This window comes from Aurantiacibacter atlanticus (assembly GCF_001077815.2).
Taxonomy (GTDB): Bacteria; Pseudomonadota; Alphaproteobacteria; order Sphingomonadales; family Sphingomonadaceae; genus Alteraurantiacibacter; species Alteraurantiacibacter atlanticus.
This window is the reverse complement of the sequence record NZ_CP011310.1, coordinates 961,233-981,273: the sequence shown is the minus strand read 5'-3', so window position 1 is coordinate 981,273 and position 20,041 is coordinate 961,233. Positions and strand designations below refer to the sequence as shown.

Sequence of the window (20,041 nt, the reverse complement as noted above, 5' to 3'; positions counted from 1 at the left end):
CCCAAAGGCCTTCACTCACAAGAGTGGAGGCCTTTTTTTCGGCCAGCGTCAGGTGATGACAGGCAATTGCAGACAGCCCGGCGTGCTGGATCTCCAATCCGATCAATCCTGCAGGGCGGAATCAGCCCAGAAAGCGGGAGAAGAGGCCGCGCTTGCGGCCCGCTGACAATTCAGCGACGAGGGCCTGGGGATCATAGGGCTTTTCGAAAATCGGCCCCATTTCCGCTATGGCAGGCGGGATGTCCTGCGGTGAGCCGGTAGAAAATGCGATACGCGGCGGGGTTGGCCCAAGCATGGTGACGACCTCCGCAATGGCCCAGCCATCATTGCGATCCGCCAGATGAACATCGAGAACAATGGCATCGGGTCGGGCATCGTCCAGTGCCTTTACCGTTGCCTGCATCGTCGCGCAGATCACGACTTCACTGGCACCGGCTTGCAGGAAGGCGTCCTCCAGCATCATGGCCAGTACAGGATCATCCTCAACCAGCAAAACCCGGCCGAGCTTCTTGCCCGTCACATTCGGGGCCTGCTTGGCTTTGGCCGATTTCACGAAAACCCTTCCGGACACATCAGTTGCGCCTCCCGCATTAAAGCCATGTCTTATGCATGGGTTCCAGAGACAGGAAAAGCACAGTCACAATTCCTTGCGATAAATGCGATATTCGCGGTTGATCCTGGAATTGATGGCATCGGCAATGGCCACCATGCCCTGATTATCTTCCAGCACCCAGCCGATTTCAGCGCGAACACCGGCATGCTGTGTTGCAGCTTCGCGGCGGATATATTCGATCATCATGAAAGCCAGCTGGCTGGCCAGGCGCGTGTTCTGGTATTTCGAAACGACACCCATCAAGGGAACGCGAAAATTCTCCGACCGCGGGTTACGCAGCCACCACAATAGCTTGGCCCAGTTGAATGGAAACAGCTTACCGCCATAATTGCGCAGCTTGAGGTTGATATCGGGCCAGGCGAGCATAAAGGCGGCGGGTTCACCATCGACTTCTGCGATCATATTGGTGCCTTCCAACGTCAGCGGCTTCAGCTTCTTGGCCCCATAGGCTTTTTCCGTTTCGGTAAAGGGCACGAAACCCCAGTTCCTGGACCAGGCATCGTTGAGGATATCGATACAAATTGCGGCCTCTTCATCAAAGCGGGACTTGTCGACTTTTCGCACCTTGATCCGCTTGCTACGTTCTCCCGATGCGACGATGCGATCAACGATCGGGGGGAATCCCTCCTTCACGTGATGCAGATCATAAGTGTACAATTTCTTGGCCGTGACATAGCCCTGCGCTTCGACCCAACCTTCATAGGCCGCGTTATCATGTCCCATCAGCAGCATGGGTTGGTGATCGTGGCCTTTCACCAACAGGCCCGGCTCTTCCCACATCGACAGGCTGATTGGCGCGAGCACATGGGTCATGCCCTGTTCGCGCAGCCAGTCTTCGGCGCGGGCGATCAGCGAAGCAGCAATGGCTTCATCCTCGGCCTCGAACAATCCCCAATTGCCCGTTCCGGGCCCCATGCCCTGCTCAGGCGGCTGCGCCAGCGCCAGTTCATCATAATGGGCCGATATTCGCCCCACGACCTTTCCACCACGACGGGCGAGGAACAATTGCACCCTGGCATGTTGGTGGAACGGGTTTTTTCCCGGGGTGAGCAGTTCCACCATGTCGGCGCGCAAAGGAGGCACCCAGTTGGGATCATTTGCGTTCAATCGATAAGCGCAATCGATAAATGCATTAAGGTCGCCCTTGCCCGAAACGGGGGCGATATCTATTTCTCCTGCCACAGACCCTGCCTTCTTGTTCATGTATGAGACGCACTGCTTGTGCTTTAGACGGGATGTCAAGCGGCCCCGAAATGCTATAGGGCCAAAATCGCATGGCTTTGATTGCCATGCACGGCGCTTCGCCATGCCCAGATGTTCGAGAGATATATCGCAATGAATGCGACAACACTTCCCGAGAATGCCAGTACCGGCCCCGCCGCCGGCGGTAGACGCGTGCATGCGCAAATCCCTGATGACAAAGCAATGTTGCGCGCTGCCGTGGAATTGACCCGCGACATTACAGAGGCACGTGCCGCAATTTACTGGCCGGACATGATTGCCAGCGCGCTGATCGGATATGCCGCGCTGGCGGGTGCGATCCTTCTGCAACCTGTGTGGTTGTCCGTTCTTAGCGGTGTGGTTTCCGTTTTCGCCCTGTATCGCGCCTTGCTGTTCATTCACGAAATAAGCCATTTGCACCGTGATGCCCTGCCCGGCTTCCGCACAGCGTGGAACCTGCTTGTTGGAATTCCGCTGCTAACCCCCAGCCTGATGTATGAACAGGTGCACACGCTGCATCATGCCCGCACCAAATATGGCACGGTGGAAGATCCTGAATATATGCCCCTGGCACTGATGAAGCCGTGGAGCCTGCCTGTGTTCGTGCTGGTCGCAGCGCTCGCACCGCCTGCTCTGCTGATCCGCTGGGGTGTGCTTGCGCCGCTGGGCCTGATCATCCCGCCATTGCGGCGCTTTGCGTGGGAGCGACTTTCATCACTCTCGATCAATCCGGAATTCCGCCGCAAGCCAGTTGGCAAAAAAGAACGGCGCTGGTTCCTGTTCCAGCAGGTCGGGGCGAGTGTCTGGGCGTTGTTCGCCATGTCCACGCCATTCTGGCTGGGCTGGAAGCCATTGCTCGTCGCCATGATCATCACTGCCGCTGTCGCCGTGTTCAATCAATTGCGCACGCTTGTTGCACATCTGTGGGAAAATGACGGAGAGGCGATGACGGTCACCGCGCAATATCTCGACAGTGTCAATGTGCCGCGCTTTGCTGCGGGGATCTGGGCTCCGGTGGGCCTGCGCTACCACGCCCTGCACCATCTTATCCCTTCGATGCCTTACCATTCGCTACATGAAGCGCATAAGCGCATAGCAACGCACCTTGCTGTGGGATCGACTTTCCACCAGGCCAGCCATCCGGGCATGTGGCCACTGGTCGCACGGATCGCCAAAAGCACGATGGGGCGGCGACCGGCAGACTGAATGCCATGAGGCGCGCTTACCGCGCCTCATGCAAATACAGCGCACAAGAAAAAGGGGCCCCGCAACGATGCGAAAGGCCCCTTTCCTTACCAGACGTCTACGGAACGCACGATCTAGTCTGTCTTGACTTCCAGCGAAGGATTGTCGGAAATATCGGCATTGATCGAAGTATTGCCGTCATTGATATCTGCGGAAACGCCATCTTCACTGATGGACACGCTGTCTCGATCATTTTCGTTTTCATCGACAACAACTGGCTCGCTTGCCGAGGGAAGCGTGGTGTTTTCCTCTGCAGTCATCACCTCACCATCAGTTTCGTCAACTGCGGCATCACTGCAAGCAGCAAGGGAAAGCGCGGCTGTTGCGGCCAAAGTGGCAATAACCTGTTTCATGGTCAAAACTCCTTAGTGGACTCGGACCAGAACGGGGAGCCGACAGTGGCGTTCCCGAAAAAAGGCAGAATATGGCAATCACGGCGAAAACGCCTATTCCTCTGTCCTGACAAGAACGGTTTCGCCCAGCAGCAGGAACAGGAAAAACGGCGCCCATGCCGCCAGTAGCGGCGGATAGCCGCCAAAACTGCCCAATGCGAGTGCGGCATTATCGACCACGAAATAGGCAAATCCCAGTGCCATGCCAATGACTGCACGGATGAACAGATTGCCTGAACGCGCGAGGCCAAAGCCCGCCACCGCGCCAAGCAGCGGCATAAGCATCGCGGACAGCGGACCGGAAATCTTGTGCCACCATTTGGCTTCAAGTTCGCTGGTCCGGCGGCCTGCCGTTTTCAGCGCGTCAATACTGCGCGATAGCTGCGGCAGTGTTTCTGCATCGGGATCGACGCGGCCCAATTCCACCTGGTCCCGTTCTATGCCGGGGGCGATCACCAACTCATCCACCTGCGATGTTTGCGTGGTGGCGACGGAAAAAACAGTGGCATCCTCGATTTTCCACCCCGGTGCCGCATATCTTGCCAAATCCGCGCTCATCTGGCGCACGATCATGCCATTATCGTCCCGTTCGTAGAAGGTGACCTTGCGAAATACGGTGTTCGTGCCGGTGCCGCCTGCGCTGGCTGCCATCAGCACATTATTGCCATCGGCGTAAAAGACATTGCCGCGCCCGGCGGGATCATCGGGAATGGTGGCGTAATCGACCGCCTGCCACGCCTTTAACGAAGTGGTCGCCCGCGTCACCACGCGTTCATTAAATGCGAAGGAAATGCCGGAAACCAGGAACCCCATGAGCAATAGCGGCGCAAGGATCTGGTGAGCCGAAAGCCCCGCGGCCTTCATCGCGATCACTTCGGAATTCTGGTTCAGGCCAGCCAGCGTGATAATTGTTGCAAGCAGCACGGAATAAGGGAGGAAACGCGCAATGAGCTGGGGAACGCGCAATGCCACATATTTCAGCAGCTCCGGTTCTCCATTGCCTTCCACTGCGAGGATATTGCCCGTCTCGCCCAGCAGGTCGAGCATCATCAGCACCAGCACCAGCATGGCCATCACGGCGACAATGCGAAGGATGAACATTTTCGCGAGGTAGATTGTAAGCCGCCGCGAGGGGAAGAAATCAAACGACACCCGGTGCCTCCTGAAGGGGCGCGTCGGATGAATCGTCCAGATCGCCAAATTCGCGTTCGGGCACGACTCCTTTCAGTCTTCGCCGCCCAAAAATCTTTCTGAGTTGGCGGCCAACCTTTGCATAGAAGCTTTCAAGGAAGCCAATTGCCTGCCCGCCGGGAACGAATGCAACCTGATAATACATCCACCCGATCATCGCGAATAACACCGCAAACGGTCCCCAAAGCGCCAGAAAGGGGTCAAGCTGGCCAATCGCGGCGACTTCCGCACCATATTGATTGACCTTATGATAGGCGACGACAATGACGATGGAGAGAAACACGCCCAGCGCGCTGGTCGATCTCTTGGGCGGAATGGCCAATGCCACCGCCAGTAACGGCAGCATGATCATCATCATCACTTCGACCATGCGGTAATTGAAATTGGCGAGGCTGCCTGCCCGCTCCTGCGCAGTGCTCTCTTGGCTCCACCCGATTTCGAGCAATTCGGGCAGCACATATTCGCGCTCGTCCTCTCCGCGGTCGCGGAACTGTTCCAGCGCGGGCAGATCGATCGGCAGGTCGTGCTGGCTGAAGCTGAGGACGCGCGGCGAACCATTGGGGACTTCGTGGACAATCGTCCCATCATTCAATCGCAGGACAATCGTGTTGCGGTTTTCACGATTGGCAAGGAAGCGGCCTTCCCGCGCAGTGATGGACAGCACCTGGCCCTTGTCATCTGCAAGCCGTGCAAAGATGCCCATGAGCTGGCGCCCGTCATCCCGGCTGCCCTCAATCCGCAGAGCCATGCGGTCTTCGATCGTATTGAATTCGCCTACCTTTATGGAAGCGCCAAGTGCGCCTGAACGAAGTTCAAACTCCATTTCCTCATAGGCGAAGCGCGATTGCGGCTGGATATAACCGACAATTGCAAAATTCAGCGCCATAAGGGCAAATGTGATGAGATAGGGAACGCGAAGCAGGCGGGTATAAGACCAGCCGACTGCGCGCATCACGTCCAGCTCACTCGAAATGGCGAGCTTGCGAAAGGCGAAAAGCACCCCCAGCATCAGACCCAGCGGGATGGCCAGACCGGCATATTCGGGGATGAGATTGACCAGCATTTCAAAGACGACGCCAATCGGTCCGCCTTCTGTGCTGACAAATTCGAACAGGCGCAGCATTTTTTCAAGGATCAGCAAACTTGCCGCAAGCACAAACACGCCAATCATCGGCACAATGACGAGCCGGAAGATATAGCGATCCGTGGCGGTGATGAAGCGTGACAAGAAAGCGGTTCTTTGCTGCTAGGACGAAATGCTGCCGTAACAGGGCCTAGCCGCAAATCCAGCCCCGGTCAGCCCCGCCTGTGATCTCTTATGGCCGGTCTCAGACCTTTTCCAGCGTGCATTGCAGCGGATGCTGGTTTTCTCGGGCGAAATCCATCACCTGGTTCACCTTGGTTTCGGCCACTTCATAGGGAAAGATCCCGCAAACGCCGACACCGCGCTGATGGACATGCAGCATGACCTGCGTCGCCTGCTCCAGATCCATTCGGAAAAACCGCTTGAGGACGAGCACGACAAATTCCATCGGCGTGTAATCGTCATTCATCATCAGCACCTTGTACTGGCTGGGCTTTTTCGGCTTTGCCCGGGTCTTGGTGGCAAGTCCCACCTGGCCATCGCCTTCCCCGTCACCTCTGCCGCCCTTATCGTCACCGCCATCGCCAGCACAGCGCCAGGCCGGTGTGGTCATGGCCCAAGGGGCAAGAGAATCGGGAGTGTCAAAAATTATCATGGCAGGGGGCAAATATCGTATCGGGCGGGAAAGCTGCAAGGGGTGGATGAAGCAAAAGCTATAATCTGCGCAGAATAAGGGATCGGTCAATGCCGAACCTCGACACAGGCGCTTGATCCGAATGACGTCAATAACCCCCACAAACGCAACAGGCCGGACAGCTTGCGCTGCCCGGCCCGATCGTTCCTGACTGCCGAGAGGAGAGAGAGGCAGTCCGGATCGCGAAGTGAATTAAGCGACCTTGGAAAGCTTTTCTGCGGCAACGTTCATACGGCCCGAAATCGGAGCCATGACGTCGTTGGTCATCTTCATTGCAGCATCGGTGTTCTTCGAAGTAACCGCTATCATCGCATCGAAATTGCGACGCAGGATCTTGCCTTGAAGCTGGAACAGGTCGGTCGGGCTCGTGACCGAAGCCATCTCCTTGAGATCAGTAGTAACAGTTTCATAAGCCGACTTTGCCTCGTCAGCATAGGACTGACCGAGGGTCTGCACGCCTTCAGCGAAAAGCTTGCCGCTTTCGACGACAGCTTCAACATTGCCTTTGGCGAATTCGTTGGCTTCGGTCATTGCCGAAGTGCTCTTTTCATAAGCGGACTGAGCGCGCTCCTGAAGTTCCTTGACGGCGCCGTTCATCGTGTCGGTGACGGCAGCGGTGTAATCAGTGTTCTTGGTAGCCATGATCATTTCCTTAAGCTGGGTAACTGAGGGTACGGGTTTTGCCGCCGCGGCCTTCGCGACTGGCTTGGTAGCGGATTTCTCGGCAACCGCGTTTTTGGGAGCGGATACCTTCTTGACCGGAGCCTTCTTGGTCACTGCCTTCTTGGTCACTGCCTTCTTGGCCGGAAGCTTCTTGGCAGTTGTTTTCTTGGGCGCAGACTTTTTTACCGGCGTCTTGGCAGTAGCTGGAGCGACCTCGGCAGCTGGAACCACCTCAGGCGCGGTCTTAGCAACGGGCATTTTTATCGGCGCAGACTTGGTGGCAGGAGCAGCTTGGGTTTTTGCAGACGAAATCTCAGCAGCGTCAGCCTTCAGCGACGCGTCGAGATTTTTGTCCTTGGCAGGAGTTTCCGCAGATGCATCGGCGTAAGCCTTCTCAGCGGTGTCAGCACTCTTGTCAGGAGACGCGTTTTTCGACTCGGCCATGTTTCCTCGCTTTCGCAGCCGCACCATGCGACTCTTGTTGCAGTGCACAATATATGTTTGCCCAACTGCGTGTCAAGGAAAAATGGTGCACCGCACAATAAAGCGCAATGTCTTGAAATCCAATGGGTCGCTTGAGTCAGCGCATCTTGACGTAACGGCCAGGAGCATCTTCGATTGCCGGGTTGACCTTGCTCCCGGGCTTGCGTCGGCCTGTGGCCTTTACCCGCGATGAGTCATGCCCCTTGATCCAGTCGATCCAGTCCGGCCACCAGCTTCCGGGGAGTTCAGTTGCGCCTTCGATGAAAGCATCAAGCGATGCTGATTTGCCATCGTTGATCCAATATTGATATTTATTCGCCTCGGGAGGGTTGATCACTCCGGCGATATGCCCGCTCCCGGCAAGAACAAACCGGTTTGGGCCGGAAAAGTGATCCATTATCCGCCACACGCTTTCTGGCGGGGCGATATGGTCTTCCTTTCCTGCCTGGATGTAGCAGGGGGTTTTGACCTGCGTCAGATCAATCGGCGTACCGTCAACCGAAAGCGCATCTGGCTGCACCATCAGATTATCACGATAGAGATCGCGCAAATAGGCCGCATGCCATTTGGCCGGCAGATTGGTGACGTCGCCATTCCAGAACAACAGATCGAAGGCCGGATAGTCTTCACCCAGCAGATAGTGGTTCACCACATAGTTCCAGATCAGGTCCGATCCGCGAAGCATATTGAATGTCGCCGCAAGATATCTTCCATCGAGATACCCGCCTTTGGACGCCTGCCGGATCATCTCCAGCTTTCCGTCATCGACCATCAGCTGCAGATCACCCGCGTGCTGGAAATCGACCTGCGCTGTAAAGAAGGTTGCGCTCGCGACCTTGTCCGACTCGTCGCGCCGGGCAAGTACGGCCAGCGTGCCCGCCAAGGTCGTGCCGGCAACACAATAGCCGACAGTGTGCACACGCGGCACCTTCAGCCGGTCGCGCACCACCTCGATTATCTCCATCTGTGCAGCAAAGTAATCATCCCAATCGATATGGGCCAGGCTTTCGTCCGCGCTGCGCCAGCTCACCATGATGACCGTAAGACCTTGCGCCACAGCCCAGCGGACGAAGCTCTTCCTCTCGTTCAGATCGAGAATATAGAAGCGATTGATCCACGGCGGGAAAATGATCAGCGGCGTGGCAAGCACCTCATCGGTAGTAGGCGAATACTGGATGAGCTGGAACAATTCGGCTTCGTAGATGACCTTGCCCGGCGTGGTAGCGATATTCTCTCCCACCTTGAACTTGCTGGTATCGGTGTGGGTTAATTGCCCGTTTTTCAAATCCGTCGTCAGGCGGTCGAGCCCACAAACGATATTCTCTCCGCCGGTTTCCAACGTCCGTTCCAGCACGACAGGATTCATCAGGGGGAAATTGGCCGGGCTCATCGCGTCGAGGATATTATTGGTTGCAAACCGCATATTTCTGCGATCCTCGTCAGAAAGGCCGTCTGCTGTATCCACACTGTCACGCAGTCTTTCTGCAAACAACAAATAGGTCTGGTGGATCAGGGCGAATACGGGCTGTTCACGCCACGCCTTGTCGGCAAAACGGCGATCGCGGCGTGGCAATTGCGGATCGGCTTCATTGCCGCCCTCATCCGTGCCCGCAGCGGAGCCGTATTGCGACAGCACTTCTTGCCAGAGTTCGCAGCCATCGGCCCATAATTTCTGTTGCTGCTGGGGATCGAGCATAGGCATGGTCGCTGACCACTGTCGCATTGATTCCATCCAGCTTGATGGATCTGTCAGCAACGGGGCAGGACGTTCTTGTTGCGGGAGGCAGAATTGGAGCCAGCTCTTGTGAAACTCCATCATGGCAGCGCCCATCTCGTCAATCGCGCTATGATCGGGCACGGCATCGTGCGCGTCGGGTGCGATCGTCTGCATCATCTGACGAGCAGCTTCTCCCTGGATACGCAGCATTTCGGTAAAGATGTCTGCCGCATCATCCCCCCTATCAGTGCCTTTGGTCATGGCTTCTCTCTCAAATTCTCACGCATCATTGCTTTTGCTATAGCGCAGTCTGGCGCGATTGGGAGATAGTGCGTCTATTTGCTGCGATAGGTTTGAAAGCTCTGCTTCGCGTTGCGCTGTTTCCCACTTTGCGCCATCTATGCAGCGCATAACCAGACCGCCCCTGCAAGAAGGATCTCATGGATAACGAATTCTACCGCATCAAGCGCCTGCCGCCCTACGTCATCGCTGAAGTCAACGCGATGCGAGCGGCCGCGCGAGCGGAAGGGCGGGACATCATCGATCTTGGCATGGGCAATCCGGACCAGCCCCCTCCGCAGCATGTGATCGACAAATTGTGCGAAGTGGCCAGGAAGCCCGATGCGCACGGCTATTCGCAATCCAAAGGCATACCCGGCCTGCGCAAGGCCCAGGCCGATTATTACGAACGGCGCTTCGGCGTTGATCTTGATCCTGAAAACGAAGTGATCGTTACCCTTGGATCGAAGGAAGGGCTGGCAAGCCTTGCCACGGCAATCACCGCGCCCGGCGATACGATACTTGCGCCCAACCCCTCCTATCCAATCCACACCTTCGGTTTCATTATTGCCGGCGCCTCAATCCGCTCGGTTCCGACCACGCCGGACGAAAATTATTGGAAGGCGCTGGAGCAGGCAGTAACGTTCACCGTACCGCGCCCTACTGTGCTGGTGGTGAATTTCCCGTCTAATCCGACCGCCGAAACCGTCGATCTCGACTTTTACGAGCAGCTGGTGGACTGGGCCAAATTCCACGAAGTGTGGATCCTTTCCGACCTTGCCTATTCGGAACTCTATTATGACGGCAAGCCGACCCCATCGATCCTTCAAGCGAAGGGTGCGAAGGATGTCGCAATCGAATTTACCAGCCTTTCCAAGACCTTTGGCATGGCTGGCTGGCGCATGGGATTTGCTGTGGGGAACCGCACGCTGATATCCGCCTTGACCCGCGTGAAGAGCTATATCGATTATGGCGCCTTCACGCCGATTCAGGCAGCGGGATGTGCAGCGCTCAACGGGCCGCAGGATTATGTCGAGCAGAACCGCAAGATGTATCACAAGCGCCGCGATGTCATGGTGGAAGCGTTTGGCCGTGCCGGTTGGGATATTCCTCCACCTGCTGCCAGCATGTTCGCATGGGCACCCTTGCCCCCGGCTCTCAAGGACATGGGCAGCCTTGAATTTTCAAAGCAATTGCTGACGCAGGCGGAAGTCGCCGTGGCACCGGGTGTCGGCTATGGCGAAGATGGGGAGGGATATGTGCGCATCGCCATGGTGGAAAACGAACAGCGCCTTCGCCAGGCTGCCCGCAATGTGAAGCGGTATCTGCAAAGCAAGGGCATTAATACGTCCGGAGCGTAAAGGGTCAGGCGGCAGGGGCAAATCGTGCCCTTGCGCCAAGTCTCCCAAAAGCCCCGATCGCCTAGCGTGCAATCATCGCGTTAAACTTGTCGAATACAGTTTCATGCAGTGGCTGCTCAAACACTATGCCTGCGCGGCCATCTTCCAACCACACCAGCTCACCCGGCTGTGCGGAAAGTCCCGGCAAGGTTAGCAATACCCGTTCACCAATCTGTGTCGACCAACCGCGCGCCTCGACCATTGCCCCGCCGATCGAAAGATCCAGAACCTCAAGCTCCGCGCTCATGCCCCTGCGCGAGCGACATTTCATCCGCAGCTTGGATTCTTGTCGAAGTGCGGATGACACCATCTGGCAGACCTTTTTTCGTGGGAAGTATGGCGCAAGCCTAGCCCGCAGTTAGTTTACTTGGCGCTCTCAGACAAGGTTAAATTATGTCGGCCTTTTAGGGTGAATCAAAATCAACCTTTGGCTTTGGAAACCATGTGAGAGAGCGCAAGTAGCACGCCAAATGCCCAATCGACCTGAAAAGCAGGATTGCACAAGCTACAAAATCTGCTAGTGCGCCGCCTCCCACGGTTTTCCGCGGGCTCGGCCCGATGGCGGAGTGGTTACGCAGAGGACTGCAAATCCTTGCACGCCGGTTCGATTCCGGCTCGGGCCTCCACATAATTTTCCTCTATATATCAATCAGATATAATCGGGAAAGCTAGTGCCAGCGTCGTGGAGAGACCTTTTCGCACAGTCTCAACCGCTTGTTCCAGTCGCTTCGCCAATGCCGCCCGCCCACCAGTTCAAACTTCACACACTGTTTTTCACGCGATTGGCGTCGCCGGACCGGTGGAAAGGCCTGGTTGGATCCGGTGGCTAGCGGTTATGCGTCGCTCAAACGGTTTGGCGTAGACCGTTGAAACCGCGATATGGTCCGCCCGCGCACCCTCCGGCGTAAGAGTGACGATCGCGTAACCCTTATTGTCCTGATCACAGAAAGCGACTTCTTCATTCGCCCCGGCGAGCAATTGGCCGAGACCTGGCAAGATCGAACCGAAAGATGGGCTTGAGATGGCAGTGCATCCGACCTCCACGCCTACAGTATGACCGGCGGTGTCACGCAGATTATTGGTCCATGCTGCATGGCTGTCACCCGACAGCACGATCGGCCGCGAACCGGCACGGATGAAAGTATTGAATAGCCGTTCTCGTGCATGGGGATAACCGTCCCAACTGTCGAGATTGAACGGCACGCCAGCACGGTATCCCGCCAGCGCCTGATCGATCTCGGTGCGGTATTGAGGCGGGATTGCGCTGCGCATCGCGGCGAACTGATCGGCTCCAAGCATCACCTCAAGATCCGGTCCGGCGACCTTTGCCATCACCACTTGATTGCCGAGGATTTGCCACGGTTTGCCAGCTGCAACAGAAGCGGCAAGCACTCCCTCAAGCCAAGCCCGTTGCGGTTCGCCAAGCAATTCACGTTCTGGTTGATTACGTTCCGCCAGCAGCGCTGCGATAGCCTCCTGCGGAGGCACCTCGCCCTTGGGCGCGACCTGTTTGCTGCGGGCCAGCAACCGCGTTTCGACCATAGCCAAAGTGGCAAGATCGCCGAATTCGAAGCTGCGGAAGATAGCTTCCTGTGCGCGGAACTGTGCGGGATCACGGATTGGCATCCATTCAAAGTAGGCCTGCATCGCCACGGCCTTGCGTGCGGCCCAATCCCCATCTTCAGCCGGTTGGTGGTTTTCCGCTCCACCAATCCAGCTGTCATTTGCAGTTTCATGATCATCCCACACGCAAATGAACGCGGCGCGGGCGTGCGCTGCCTGCATGTCCGGATCTGACTTAACCTGAGCGTGGCGCCGCCGGTAATCGGCAAGCGAGATAATTTCGTGTGGCGGATCAGGCAGCCGGCCAAGCTGCTGGCCGATTTCCGCACCATAGCCGGTTGCCCCATATTCATAAATATAATCGCCAAGGTGCACCACGGCATCGATCCGGTCCTGCTGTGCAAGATCGGCATAGGCGTTGAAAAGGCCGCCAGCGTATAATTGGCAGGAGACGACTGCAAGCACCACATCCCGCACTGCGCCAACCGGCAAAGTGCGGAACTGGCCGCGGGGTGAGCTTATGTCCCCCGGACCCTCAAACCAATAATGGTAAGTTCGCCCCGGGGCGAGGCCTGAGACTTCAACCTTGGCTGTATGGTCAGCCGATGCCCGTGCTGTGATCTCACCGTTTGCCAATGGCTGGGCGTCAAGGGCAGTGGCGACATACCATTGCAAAGCAATGTCACCGACAAAATCGCCTTCTGGCGTAGCGCGGGTCCAGATAACCGCTCCATCAGCGGCGGGATCGCCACTGGCAACGCCGTGGGCAAAGCTTATCTTGGCAGGCGCTGGCTGGGCCAGCGCTACTGATGGAAAGGCCAGCGCGCTGCCCGATCCGAGCAAAGCCAAAATTCCACGGCGGTTGATAGTCATCATCGTTTCTCCGTGCATAACCCGTTCAAAACAATCGTGCAGTCAGCTGAATGCCGTAAAAGCGCGGTTCGGCGGGAATGAAGGTGGGTACACCGAAGCTGCCGCCCGTATTACCCGCATCGAGCAGATAATTCTTATTGCTAGCATTACGGATGAATGCGGCAATTTCGAACTGCTCATCCGCGAGGCTGATACCTGCCCGCGCGTTGATTAGCGTAACCGCTTCCTGCGCTGTTACTGGATTGTTAGGCACTTCGAAGAAAATGCTGCTGCGATGGGTTACCGTCGGTGTGGCGAACAAGCGCATGCCATTGCCCAGATCGGTATCAACGGTGAAACCGGCGGCAGCCTGAAATTCTGGCTGCAAGCGGAACCGCGCCCCGGAGAATGCCGTAGTCAATGCGGTATCCTCGTCGATCTTCGCATCAACCCATGCGCCATTGGCAAATAGGGAAAGCCAGTCGGCCGCCTGAACCGAGAGTTCCGCTTCGACACCCAGATTGGCGGCATTGCCCGCGCTTTCAGTTCGGGTCGTGCCATCACCCTGTATCACACTGACCTGGAAGCCAGTGTAATCCTGATAATACACACCGAGCGAAGCCTGCACTGGGCCAGAGGCGAGCTTGATACCGCCTTCGTAGTTCCACACAATTTCTTCCGGCACAAGTTGCAGATTGGGCACCGAGCCTGTTGCTGAAGGTGACGCGGTTAATTGCACCACCGGCGAACGGCGGCCCTTAGATACGGTGGCATACAGATTCACGTCTGGCGACATGCGGTAAAGCACGTTGAAACGCGGCAACCACGCATCGAAGCTGTCCTTAGCGATAAAGGTCTGGCCACCAGTATCGACCTGGCCCGGGATCAGCGAAGGGGTAAAAGGCGCGCCGGGTGCGGCATTTGGCAGAAACGGCGTCGGGACATCGGCGAAATAGCCCGATGCGCGATCTTCCCACAGATAGCGCAGGCCCGCTGTCAGCTCCAATGCGCCAGTCGCGGGCCAAGTGACATCGGCGAATACGGAATAGGTTTCATTCTTGCCCTGATTCTCGAACTCCGACTGGTAGGGCACCTGCGTCAACAGACCGCCGGTTGCCAAACCGGTAGCCTGAGCTGAAGGAACACTTCCATCAGATGCAACGCAAGGAAGCATGCTTTGCGGAATACCAAGCAGGCCAAGGCATTGTAAAAAGGTGCCCTCTTCAGTAGAGAACGGTACGTTCTGGACGCCGTCTTCCTTGAAGTAGTTCCATCCGGCAGACCCCCGCAGCCGTTCGCCTGCATAAGCGAAACGGCCTTCATGGCTTAGCTGCCAGCCGCGTGCGATTTCGCCAAACTCCAGATACCATGCGGCTGAACCATCGGCATCGAATATCTCGACACTGTCAAACTCGCGATAACCGTTAACCGTGGTGAAGAACCAATTGTCGCCAAACTCGTATTCGGCAGTGACATTCAGATCGTAGACCTCCCGATCAAGACCCAGTTGCGCGGCACCAAGAGCGCTCTCTGACAGAGGGGAGCCGCCCAGATTGGCAGGACCGAACGGATTGGCAGGGCCAGCCTCGGTCGGGTAAGTGCCAGAGATAAACGGCGTGCCGCCATTCTTCTGGCGGTCGAAGGTGCCGATCACATCTACAGTGAAATCGTCGGTTGGGGTAAAGTGAAGCGATGCGCGCAGGCCCAGATTATCTTGTGCATAAAGCTCCTCATCCTGCGATGTGGCGAGATTCTCGACATATCCGTCCCGCGTGCGCCACTCGAAAGCAAGGCGGGCCGCGATCGTATCATTCCCCGCGTTGACGAAGCCGCCGAGCAAGGTGGCATCGTAATTTCCGTAACCCCCAGTCACCTCGGCTGAGAAACCGGGTTTCGGCTTGGCTGACACAAGGCTGATCGCGCCAACCGCCGATGCCGTACCGAACAAGGTTGCCTGCGGGCCCTTGATCACTTCGATCCGTTCAAGATCGTAAATTGCCTGATACGATCCGCGCGAACGCGAGATGTCTACGCCGTTGTAATATAAGGTAACCCGCGGCCCCTGCTGCGCCGAACCCGAATCCGAAGTGACGCCGCGAATAACGATGCCCGGATTGTTGGCGCTCTGTTCCTGAATATTCAGGCCGGGTATGTAGTTGGAGAGTTCATCAAGATCGGTAACACCCAGTTCGCGAATCCGTTCGCCGCTGGTGGCAGTAATTGTAATCGGCACGTCCTGCGCGCGCTGCTCAAACTTCTGCGCGGTCACCACGATCTCGTTGCCCGACTGGCCACTGCTGCTGGCTTCGGGTTCGGAAATAGTTTGGCCCTGGGCCATTGCTGGCCCAGCCGCCAGAGCGGTGGAAGTGATAAGCGAACTGATAAATGATCTGCTGTAGGACATGACGACCCCCCTTTGTTGGGGCGTCACTACTCAGGCTTTGTTACTGGTTACGGGCGGATCAATGACGGCTTTGTGAAATTCCAACCTAAAGTGTGTTCCAGTGAAACAACTTACGAAAGCCGCCGCATACTTTCAGTCATTGATTCCCAGCAGAGGCAGGTGGTTCCTGCACTGCTTGCACCTCCGCTTCCCATGATAAAGCGTATTGCGAGTGCTAGCGCGCTTGCCTATGGGGCCGATGTGCGCCGCCTTAGCTCAGTTGGTAGAGCATCGCATTCGTAATGCGGGGGTCACAGGTTCGAGTCCTGTAGGCGGCACCATTTCTGGTCGTTTGGGAAGCGCGCGAAGAGGCAGCACTTTATAGCTGATGGGTCCGCTCGATTCATATTAGCGTCGGTCTTGGCCCCTCACGATCCATGCGCGGATAGTTTGAACTACCTACTCGGGCGTTTGCATCTTGCTAACCATATTCATGCAGGCGTAGCTGTATGGAAATAAAGCCGCCTCCCTATCAGCATACGAACGCTCAAGAGAAAAGTGTCGTCGGCGATCAGCATGATGATACCGACAATCCAGACGCTAAGGTAAATACAGATCGCGAGGGGTTCTACCTCCCCCTGCGGATCAAATTTCTGCTCGCTTGCCTGATAGCGATAGCGTGGACCGCCTTCAGTGTCTGGCTTTCGCTCAGATGGGTAGCAGACCTCGCTCTCGTCACCAGCCTTGCATTCGCCGTGATCGCGATTGCCTTCATCGCCTATGTTCCCGGTTTCATGAATGCGTTCCTGCTCTCGACGCTGCTTTTCGATCGCCGCCCGCCCCGCAGTATTCCATCCAGCTATCCCGGTGTGACGATATTGGTGGCCGCCTATAATGAAGCAGCTGCTATCAGCGATACGCTCACCAGTCTTGCAAGGCAGAACTATCCCGGCCCGGTAGAAGTGCTGGTGCTCAATGATGGTTCGAGCGATGATACCGTGGAGCTTGCGGAAGAAGCGATTGCGTCGCTCTGCTTTGACGCAAACATATCGGTCCGAATACTCGATTTCAGTGTTAATCGCGGCAAATCAGCCGCGCTGAACGACGGGTTGAAAGAAGCGCACCATGACCTCATCGTCACCATAGACGGCGATTCATGGGTCAAGCATGATGGCCTGCGCAAGTTAGTCGAGCGGCTGCATTCCGATCCATCGGACACGATGGCAATTGCAGGCGCAGTGATGGTCCGCAATTCGCGGGACAATCTGATCTGCCGGGCGCAGGAGTGGGATTACTTCCACGGCATCGCTTCGATCAAGCGTATGCAGGGCATGTATCACGGCACACTCGTGGCGCAGGGTGCATTCTCCATCTACCGGCGCGAGGCATTGGAAGAAGTCGGGGGGTGGCCTGAATGCGTGGGAGAGGACATCGTTCTTTCCTGGGCGTTGCTGCGCTGCAACTACCGCATCGGATATGCCGACGATGCGCTGGTCTTCACCAATGTCCCCGATACGCTGCGCCAGTTCGCCTTGCAGCGCAAGCGCTGGTCGCGGGGCCTGATGGAGGCGTTCAAAGCGCACTGGCCGCTGATGTTCAAATGGCGGATGTCTACGCTGTTTATCTGGTGGAACGTTTGCTTCTTACCGCTGGACCTCGTCTACACGCTCATCTTCATGCCGGGCATCGTCCTAGCTTTCTTTGGCCATTTCTACATCGCCGGACCGCTTACCGTTGCGGTTCTGCCGCTGACGGTGCTGTGGAACGGCATTATCTTTCGCATCCAGTCGGGCGTCTATCGACGCGAAGGCCTGATTGTGCGGAGGAACTTTCGCGGCTTCTTCTTTTACGCGCTGGCCTACAGCCTGCTGATGCAACCCGTGTGCGTATGGGGTTACATTGCGGAACTTTTTGGCCTGCGCAAAGGCTGGGACACCAAATGACATTGTTAATCAACAAGGGAAGCCGGCACCTGACCGCGCTCTCCTTCATGCTCGGCCTATGTAGTCCGGCTGCAGCGCAGACCAGCGCTATCGACGAAGAAGCACAATCGCGTCCGGCAGCCGGAACGCAGGTCTGGGCATCCAGCGATTCCGACGGCACCGAAGTGCTGAAGATAATGGGCCGCGCCCTGTGGTCACTCGAGGATCGCCAAACTTATGCGGGGATCGCGGTTGAATATGCCCACTTCTCGCCTGCATCGGGTGAAGATGAAGTAGATGAGCGCGTCTATTTCGACCTTGCCGACCACCTCGGCCCCGACTGGCGATGGCGTGCACGCATCGGCACCGATGGCCATACCGTTCTGGGCAGCGCCGAAATTCGCCGTGCCGATTGGGCACAGAGCCTGTTTGTCGAGCGCGAGATCGTCGAAACGGAGCAGGGGCTGGCCAATCGGATCTATTACACCTTTGTCGGGGCAAGCAGCGATTTCCAGATTGATGATGCCAATAGCTTCAGCCTTACGGCGGGAGTGCAGGAATTTACCGGCAAGAACGAGAGGCTGCATCTGCGTGGCCGGCTCGTCCATACATTGAAGGCGGAGGCAGGGCTGAGCGGACATCTCGATGTGCGCTATTATCATTCCACCGCCCCGCGCGAATTCGACTATTTTTCGCCACGGGATTTTGTCCGCGTGGTGCCGCTGCTCCAATTGCGAAGATTCAACCAAGATGGCTGGATGTTCCTCGCAGCCGGCGGGTTCGGAGCACAACATAGCAGCGGTGCTGGATGGTCAGCTGCGAAATCCGGACAATTACGGCTTGAAAGCCCGCAAATGCGGCGCGACATCAATATCTTTGCAGAGCTGATCTACACCAATGATTCCATCTCCGGCGGGACCGATTATGATTATGTGATGGGCCGCGCAGGGCTCACTATCGGCTTTTGACCGGCCTGTTTGGAATGTCTCCCTGTCCCCGGAACGACCGCCTTGCCTCTTTTGGCAAGATGAAGTGCAGCGGCGACAGGCAATAACGCCGTTGCTTGAGTTCAGTCATCGCCCTCTTCGCGCACCCAATCCTTGCGCAATGCTGGGCCTGCCAGTCCCATTAAGACTGCAGAAACACCATAAAGGCCAAGTGCATAAAGCATCGAATACCGCAGGGCCTCCTCGCCATAAACGGGGGTGAGCGCGGTGGAGAGGGCACCAAGCGCATAAATGCCGCCGCCAAGGCCGATCAGATTGTTGATCAGAAGGAAAAGCGCCGATGCCGTGGCGCGAGCGGATGGCACAACAAGGTGCTGGATTGCCGTAAGAACCGGTCCGAGCCACACATAGGCGAGTGCCTGGGGCAAGAGGAAAAGCAAAAAGGCAAACTGCGCATTGTCGCTTGAAATTCCGGCGGCAAACAGCGGTGCGCCAAGGAAATATGCAAGCCCCGGCACCCAGGAATAATAGGCACGGTCCTGGCTACCCAGCCGATCGGCCAGCAGCCCCCCGCCCATCACGCCCACAATGCCCCCGAACAGCAGCAGCGCCCCGAAGAATTGAGACGCCTGTACAAGATCAAAGCCGAAGCTGCGCATCAGCAGGCTGGGGAGCCAGAAGGCGATGCCGTACCCCAGCATGGATGATGATGCCGCGCCAAATGACAGTAGCCAAAAAGACCGCTTACGCGCCAGCACAGCTGCCGTTTCACGCAATGTCGGCCGTTCTGGATCAGTGTGCGGACTGTCAGCAACGGCGACAGGCTTGTTCTTGTCGCGCACCAGCAGCTTGAAAATCGGGGCGAGGACAAGGCCTGAAAGGCCCACGGCGAAAAAGGCGGTGCGCCAGTCGATAGTCGCGGCAATATATCCGCCCGCCAATACGCCAAGGCCAGAGCCGATCGGTATTCCGAGTGAATAGATGGAAAGCGCGGTAGCGCGCTGCTTGCTGGGAAAATAATCCCCAATCATTGCATAGGATGGCGCGACCCCGCCAGCTTCGCCAACGCCCACGCCGAGCCGGGCCAGAAAAATCTGCCAGAAGTTCTGCGTCAGCCCGCACAGCGCTGTAAATCCGCTCCATGCGAACAGCGACACGGCGATCACCCAGCTGCGGTTGGTGCGGTCTGCCAAAGCGGCCAGCGGCACAGCCATAGTCGAATAGAGAAGCGCAAATGCAAGCCCGCCCAGCATACCCATTTGCGCATCGTCCAGATGAAGATCAGCCTGGATCGGGGCGGCAAGGATGGAAAGGATCTGCCGATCAACAAAATTGAAGATGTAGACCACCAGCAACATGCCCAGCACTGTATTGCGGTGCGGATCACGCCGA

General features: G+C 56.9%; 16 protein-coding genes and 2 tRNA genes. 6 read left to right on the top strand and 12 right to left on the bottom strand.

Annotated features, from left to right (window positions below; translation table 11 throughout):
• Positions 1–121 precede the first annotated feature (121 nt).
• Both CP97_RS04805 and CP97_RS04800 read right to left on the bottom strand, forming a co-directional pair.
• Complete coding sequence (locus CP97_RS04805) at positions 122–553, bottom strand: response regulator (RefSeq protein WP_048885016.1); 432 nt, start codon at positions 551–553, stop codon at positions 122–124.
• Between the two features lie 84 nt (positions 554–637).
• Positions 638–1,816 (bottom strand): hypothetical protein, encoded by a 1,179-nt coding sequence (locus tag CP97_RS04800; RefSeq protein ID WP_048886733.1) that lies wholly within the window; start codon positions 1,814–1,816, stop codon positions 638–640.
• Between the two features lie 132 nt (positions 1,817–1,948).
• Here CP97_RS04800 and CP97_RS04795 point away from each other — a divergent pair, with 132 nt between their 5' ends.
• Entirely contained in the window at positions 1,949–3,040 is a 1,092-nt protein-coding gene (locus tag CP97_RS04795; RefSeq protein WP_048886732.1) for a fatty acid desaturase family protein, read from the top strand.
• A 113-nt stretch (positions 3,041–3,153) separates the two neighbouring features.
• Here CP97_RS04795 and CP97_RS04790 read toward each other — a convergent pair whose 3' ends face one another.
• The 6 genes from CP97_RS04790 to CP97_RS04765 form a co-directional block, all read right to left on the bottom strand.
• Positions 3,154–3,432 carry a hypothetical protein gene (locus CP97_RS04790; RefSeq protein WP_048885015.1) on the bottom strand — a complete coding sequence of 93 codons (279 nt, stop codon included), beginning with the start codon at positions 3,430–3,432 and terminating at the stop codon, positions 3,154–3,156.
• 93 nt (positions 3,433–3,525) lie between these two features.
• A complete protein-coding gene (gene lptG / locus CP97_RS04785; RefSeq protein WP_082863719.1) occupies positions 3,526–4,623 on the bottom strand; it encodes an LPS export ABC transporter permease LptG in 1,098 nt (365 codons plus the stop codon).
• On the bottom strand, positions 4,613–5,833 hold the full coding sequence (locus CP97_RS04780) for an LptF/LptG family permease (protein WP_048886731.1): 1,221 nt from the start codon (positions 5,831–5,833) through the stop codon (positions 4,613–4,615). The genes lptG and CP97_RS04780 overlap by 11 nt, the downstream gene beginning before the upstream one ends.
• 157 nt (positions 5,834–5,990) lie before the next feature.
• The gene (gene clpS, locus CP97_RS04775) at positions 5,991–6,359 is read right to left on the bottom strand and encodes an ATP-dependent Clp protease adapter ClpS (RefSeq protein WP_048886730.1); all 369 of its coding nucleotides are present in this window, start codon (positions 6,357–6,359) and stop codon (positions 5,991–5,993) included.
• A 273-nt stretch (positions 6,360–6,632) separates the two neighbouring features.
• Positions 6,633–7,547 (bottom strand): phasin family protein, encoded by a 915-nt coding sequence (locus tag CP97_RS16670; RefSeq protein ID WP_063612361.1) that lies wholly within the window; start codon positions 7,545–7,547, stop codon positions 6,633–6,635.
• Positions 7,548–7,683: 136 nt separating this feature from the next.
• Complete coding sequence (locus CP97_RS04765) at positions 7,684–9,564, bottom strand: PHA/PHB synthase family protein (RefSeq protein ID WP_048885012.1); 1,881 nt, start codon at positions 9,562–9,564, stop codon at positions 7,684–7,686.
• Positions 9,565–9,743: 179 nt separating this feature from the next.
• On the opposite strand from CP97_RS04765, the gene CP97_RS04760 reads away from it, so the two are divergent.
• Positions 9,744–10,943 (top strand): LL-diaminopimelate aminotransferase, encoded by a 1,200-nt coding sequence (locus tag CP97_RS04760; protein ID WP_048885011.1) that lies wholly within the window; start codon positions 9,744–9,746, stop codon positions 10,941–10,943.
• Between the two features lie 61 nt (positions 10,944–11,004).
• Here CP97_RS04760 and CP97_RS04755 read toward each other — a convergent pair whose 3' ends face one another.
• Entirely contained in the window at positions 11,005–11,229 is a 225-nt protein-coding gene (locus CP97_RS04755; protein ID WP_161485437.1) for a PilZ domain-containing protein, read from the bottom strand.
• A gap of 305 nt (positions 11,230–11,534) precedes the next feature.
• Between CP97_RS04755 and CP97_RS04750 the strand changes: the two genes are divergently transcribed.
• A tRNA-Cys gene (locus CP97_RS04750) sits at positions 11,535–11,608 on the top strand.
• 148 nt (positions 11,609–11,756) lie between these two features.
• Here the strand turns inward: CP97_RS04750 and CP97_RS04745 are convergent.
• Complete coding sequence (locus tag CP97_RS04745; RefSeq protein WP_227819672.1) at positions 11,757–13,421, bottom strand: alkaline phosphatase D family protein; 1,665 nt, start codon at positions 13,419–13,421, stop codon at positions 11,757–11,759.
• 22 nt (positions 13,422–13,443) lie between these two features.
• The gene (locus tag CP97_RS04740; RefSeq protein WP_048886728.1) at positions 13,444–15,801 is read right to left on the bottom strand and encodes a TonB-dependent receptor; all 2,358 of its coding nucleotides are present in this window, start codon (positions 15,799–15,801) and stop codon (positions 13,444–13,446) included.
• A 244-nt stretch (positions 15,802–16,045) separates the two neighbouring features.
• Here CP97_RS04740 and CP97_RS04735 point away from each other — a divergent pair.
• The 3 genes from CP97_RS04735 to CP97_RS04725 all read left to right on the top strand — a co-directional run bounded on the left by CP97_RS04735 (position 16,046) and on the right by CP97_RS04725 (position 18,670).
• Positions 16,046–16,121: transfer RNA gene (locus CP97_RS04735), tRNA-Thr, on the top strand.
• A gap of 168 nt (positions 16,122–16,289) precedes the next feature.
• Positions 16,290–17,723: a glycosyltransferase family 2 protein gene (locus CP97_RS04730; protein ID WP_082863718.1), complete on the top strand. Its 1,434-nt coding sequence runs from the start codon at positions 16,290–16,292 to the stop codon at positions 17,721–17,723.
• A complete protein-coding gene (locus CP97_RS04725) occupies positions 17,720–18,670 on the top strand; it encodes a hypothetical protein (RefSeq protein ID WP_048885009.1) in 951 nt (316 codons plus the stop codon). Before CP97_RS04730 ends, CP97_RS04725 begins: the two co-directional genes overlap by 4 nt.
• 101 nt (positions 18,671–18,771) lie before the next feature.
• Here the strand turns inward: CP97_RS04725 and CP97_RS04720 are convergent, their stop codons facing one another.
• Positions 18,772–20,007, bottom strand: a complete 1,236-nt coding sequence (locus tag CP97_RS04720; protein ID WP_149036520.1) for a spinster family MFS transporter — start codon at positions 20,005–20,007, stop codon at positions 18,772–18,774.
• Positions 20,008–20,041: the final 34 nt, after the last annotated feature.

Coding starts and splice junctions, on each gene's coding strand:
- clpS (WP_048886730.1), bottom strand. CDS start 6,359: ATGACCACACCGGCCTGGCGCTGTGCTGGCGATGGCGGTGACGATAAG.
- CP97_RS04755 (WP_161485437.1), bottom strand. CDS start 11,229: ATGAGCGCGGAGCTTGAGGTTCTGGATCTTTCGATCGGCGGGGCAATG.
- CP97_RS16670 (WP_063612361.1), bottom strand. CDS start 7,547: ATGGCCGAGTCGAAAAACGCGTCTCCTGACAAGAGTGCTGACACCGCT.
- CP97_RS04740 (WP_048886728.1), bottom strand. CDS start 15,801: ATGTCCTACAGCAGATCATTTATCAGTTCGCTTATCACTTCCACCGCT.
- CP97_RS04780 (WP_048886731.1), bottom strand. CDS start 5,833: ATGATTGGCGTGTTTGTGCTTGCGGCAAGTTTGCTGATCCTTGAAAAA.
- CP97_RS04800 (WP_048886733.1), bottom strand. CDS start 1,816: ATGAACAAGAAGGCAGGGTCTGTGGCAGGAGAAATAGATATCGCCCCC.
- CP97_RS04725 (WP_048885009.1), top strand. CDS start 17,720: ATGACATTGTTAATCAACAAGGGAAGCCGGCACCTGACCGCGCTCTCC.
- CP97_RS04765 (WP_048885012.1), bottom strand. CDS start 9,564: ATGACCAAAGGCACTGATAGGGGGGATGATGCGGCAGACATCTTTACC.
- CP97_RS04795 (WP_048886732.1), top strand. CDS start 1,949: ATGAATGCGACAACACTTCCCGAGAATGCCAGTACCGGCCCCGCCGCC.
- CP97_RS04720 (WP_149036520.1), bottom strand. CDS start 20,007: ATGTTGCTGGTGGTCTACATCTTCAATTTTGTTGATCGGCAGATCCTT.
- CP97_RS04745 (WP_227819672.1), bottom strand. CDS start 13,421: ATGATGACTATCAACCGCCGTGGAATTTTGGCTTTGCTCGGATCGGGC.
- CP97_RS04730 (WP_082863718.1), top strand. CDS start 16,290: ATGGAAATAAAGCCGCCTCCCTATCAGCATACGAACGCTCAAGAGAAA.
- CP97_RS04790 (WP_048885015.1), bottom strand. CDS start 3,432: ATGAAACAGGTTATTGCCACTTTGGCCGCAACAGCCGCGCTTTCCCTT.
- CP97_RS04760 (WP_048885011.1), top strand. CDS start 9,744: ATGGATAACGAATTCTACCGCATCAAGCGCCTGCCGCCCTACGTCATC.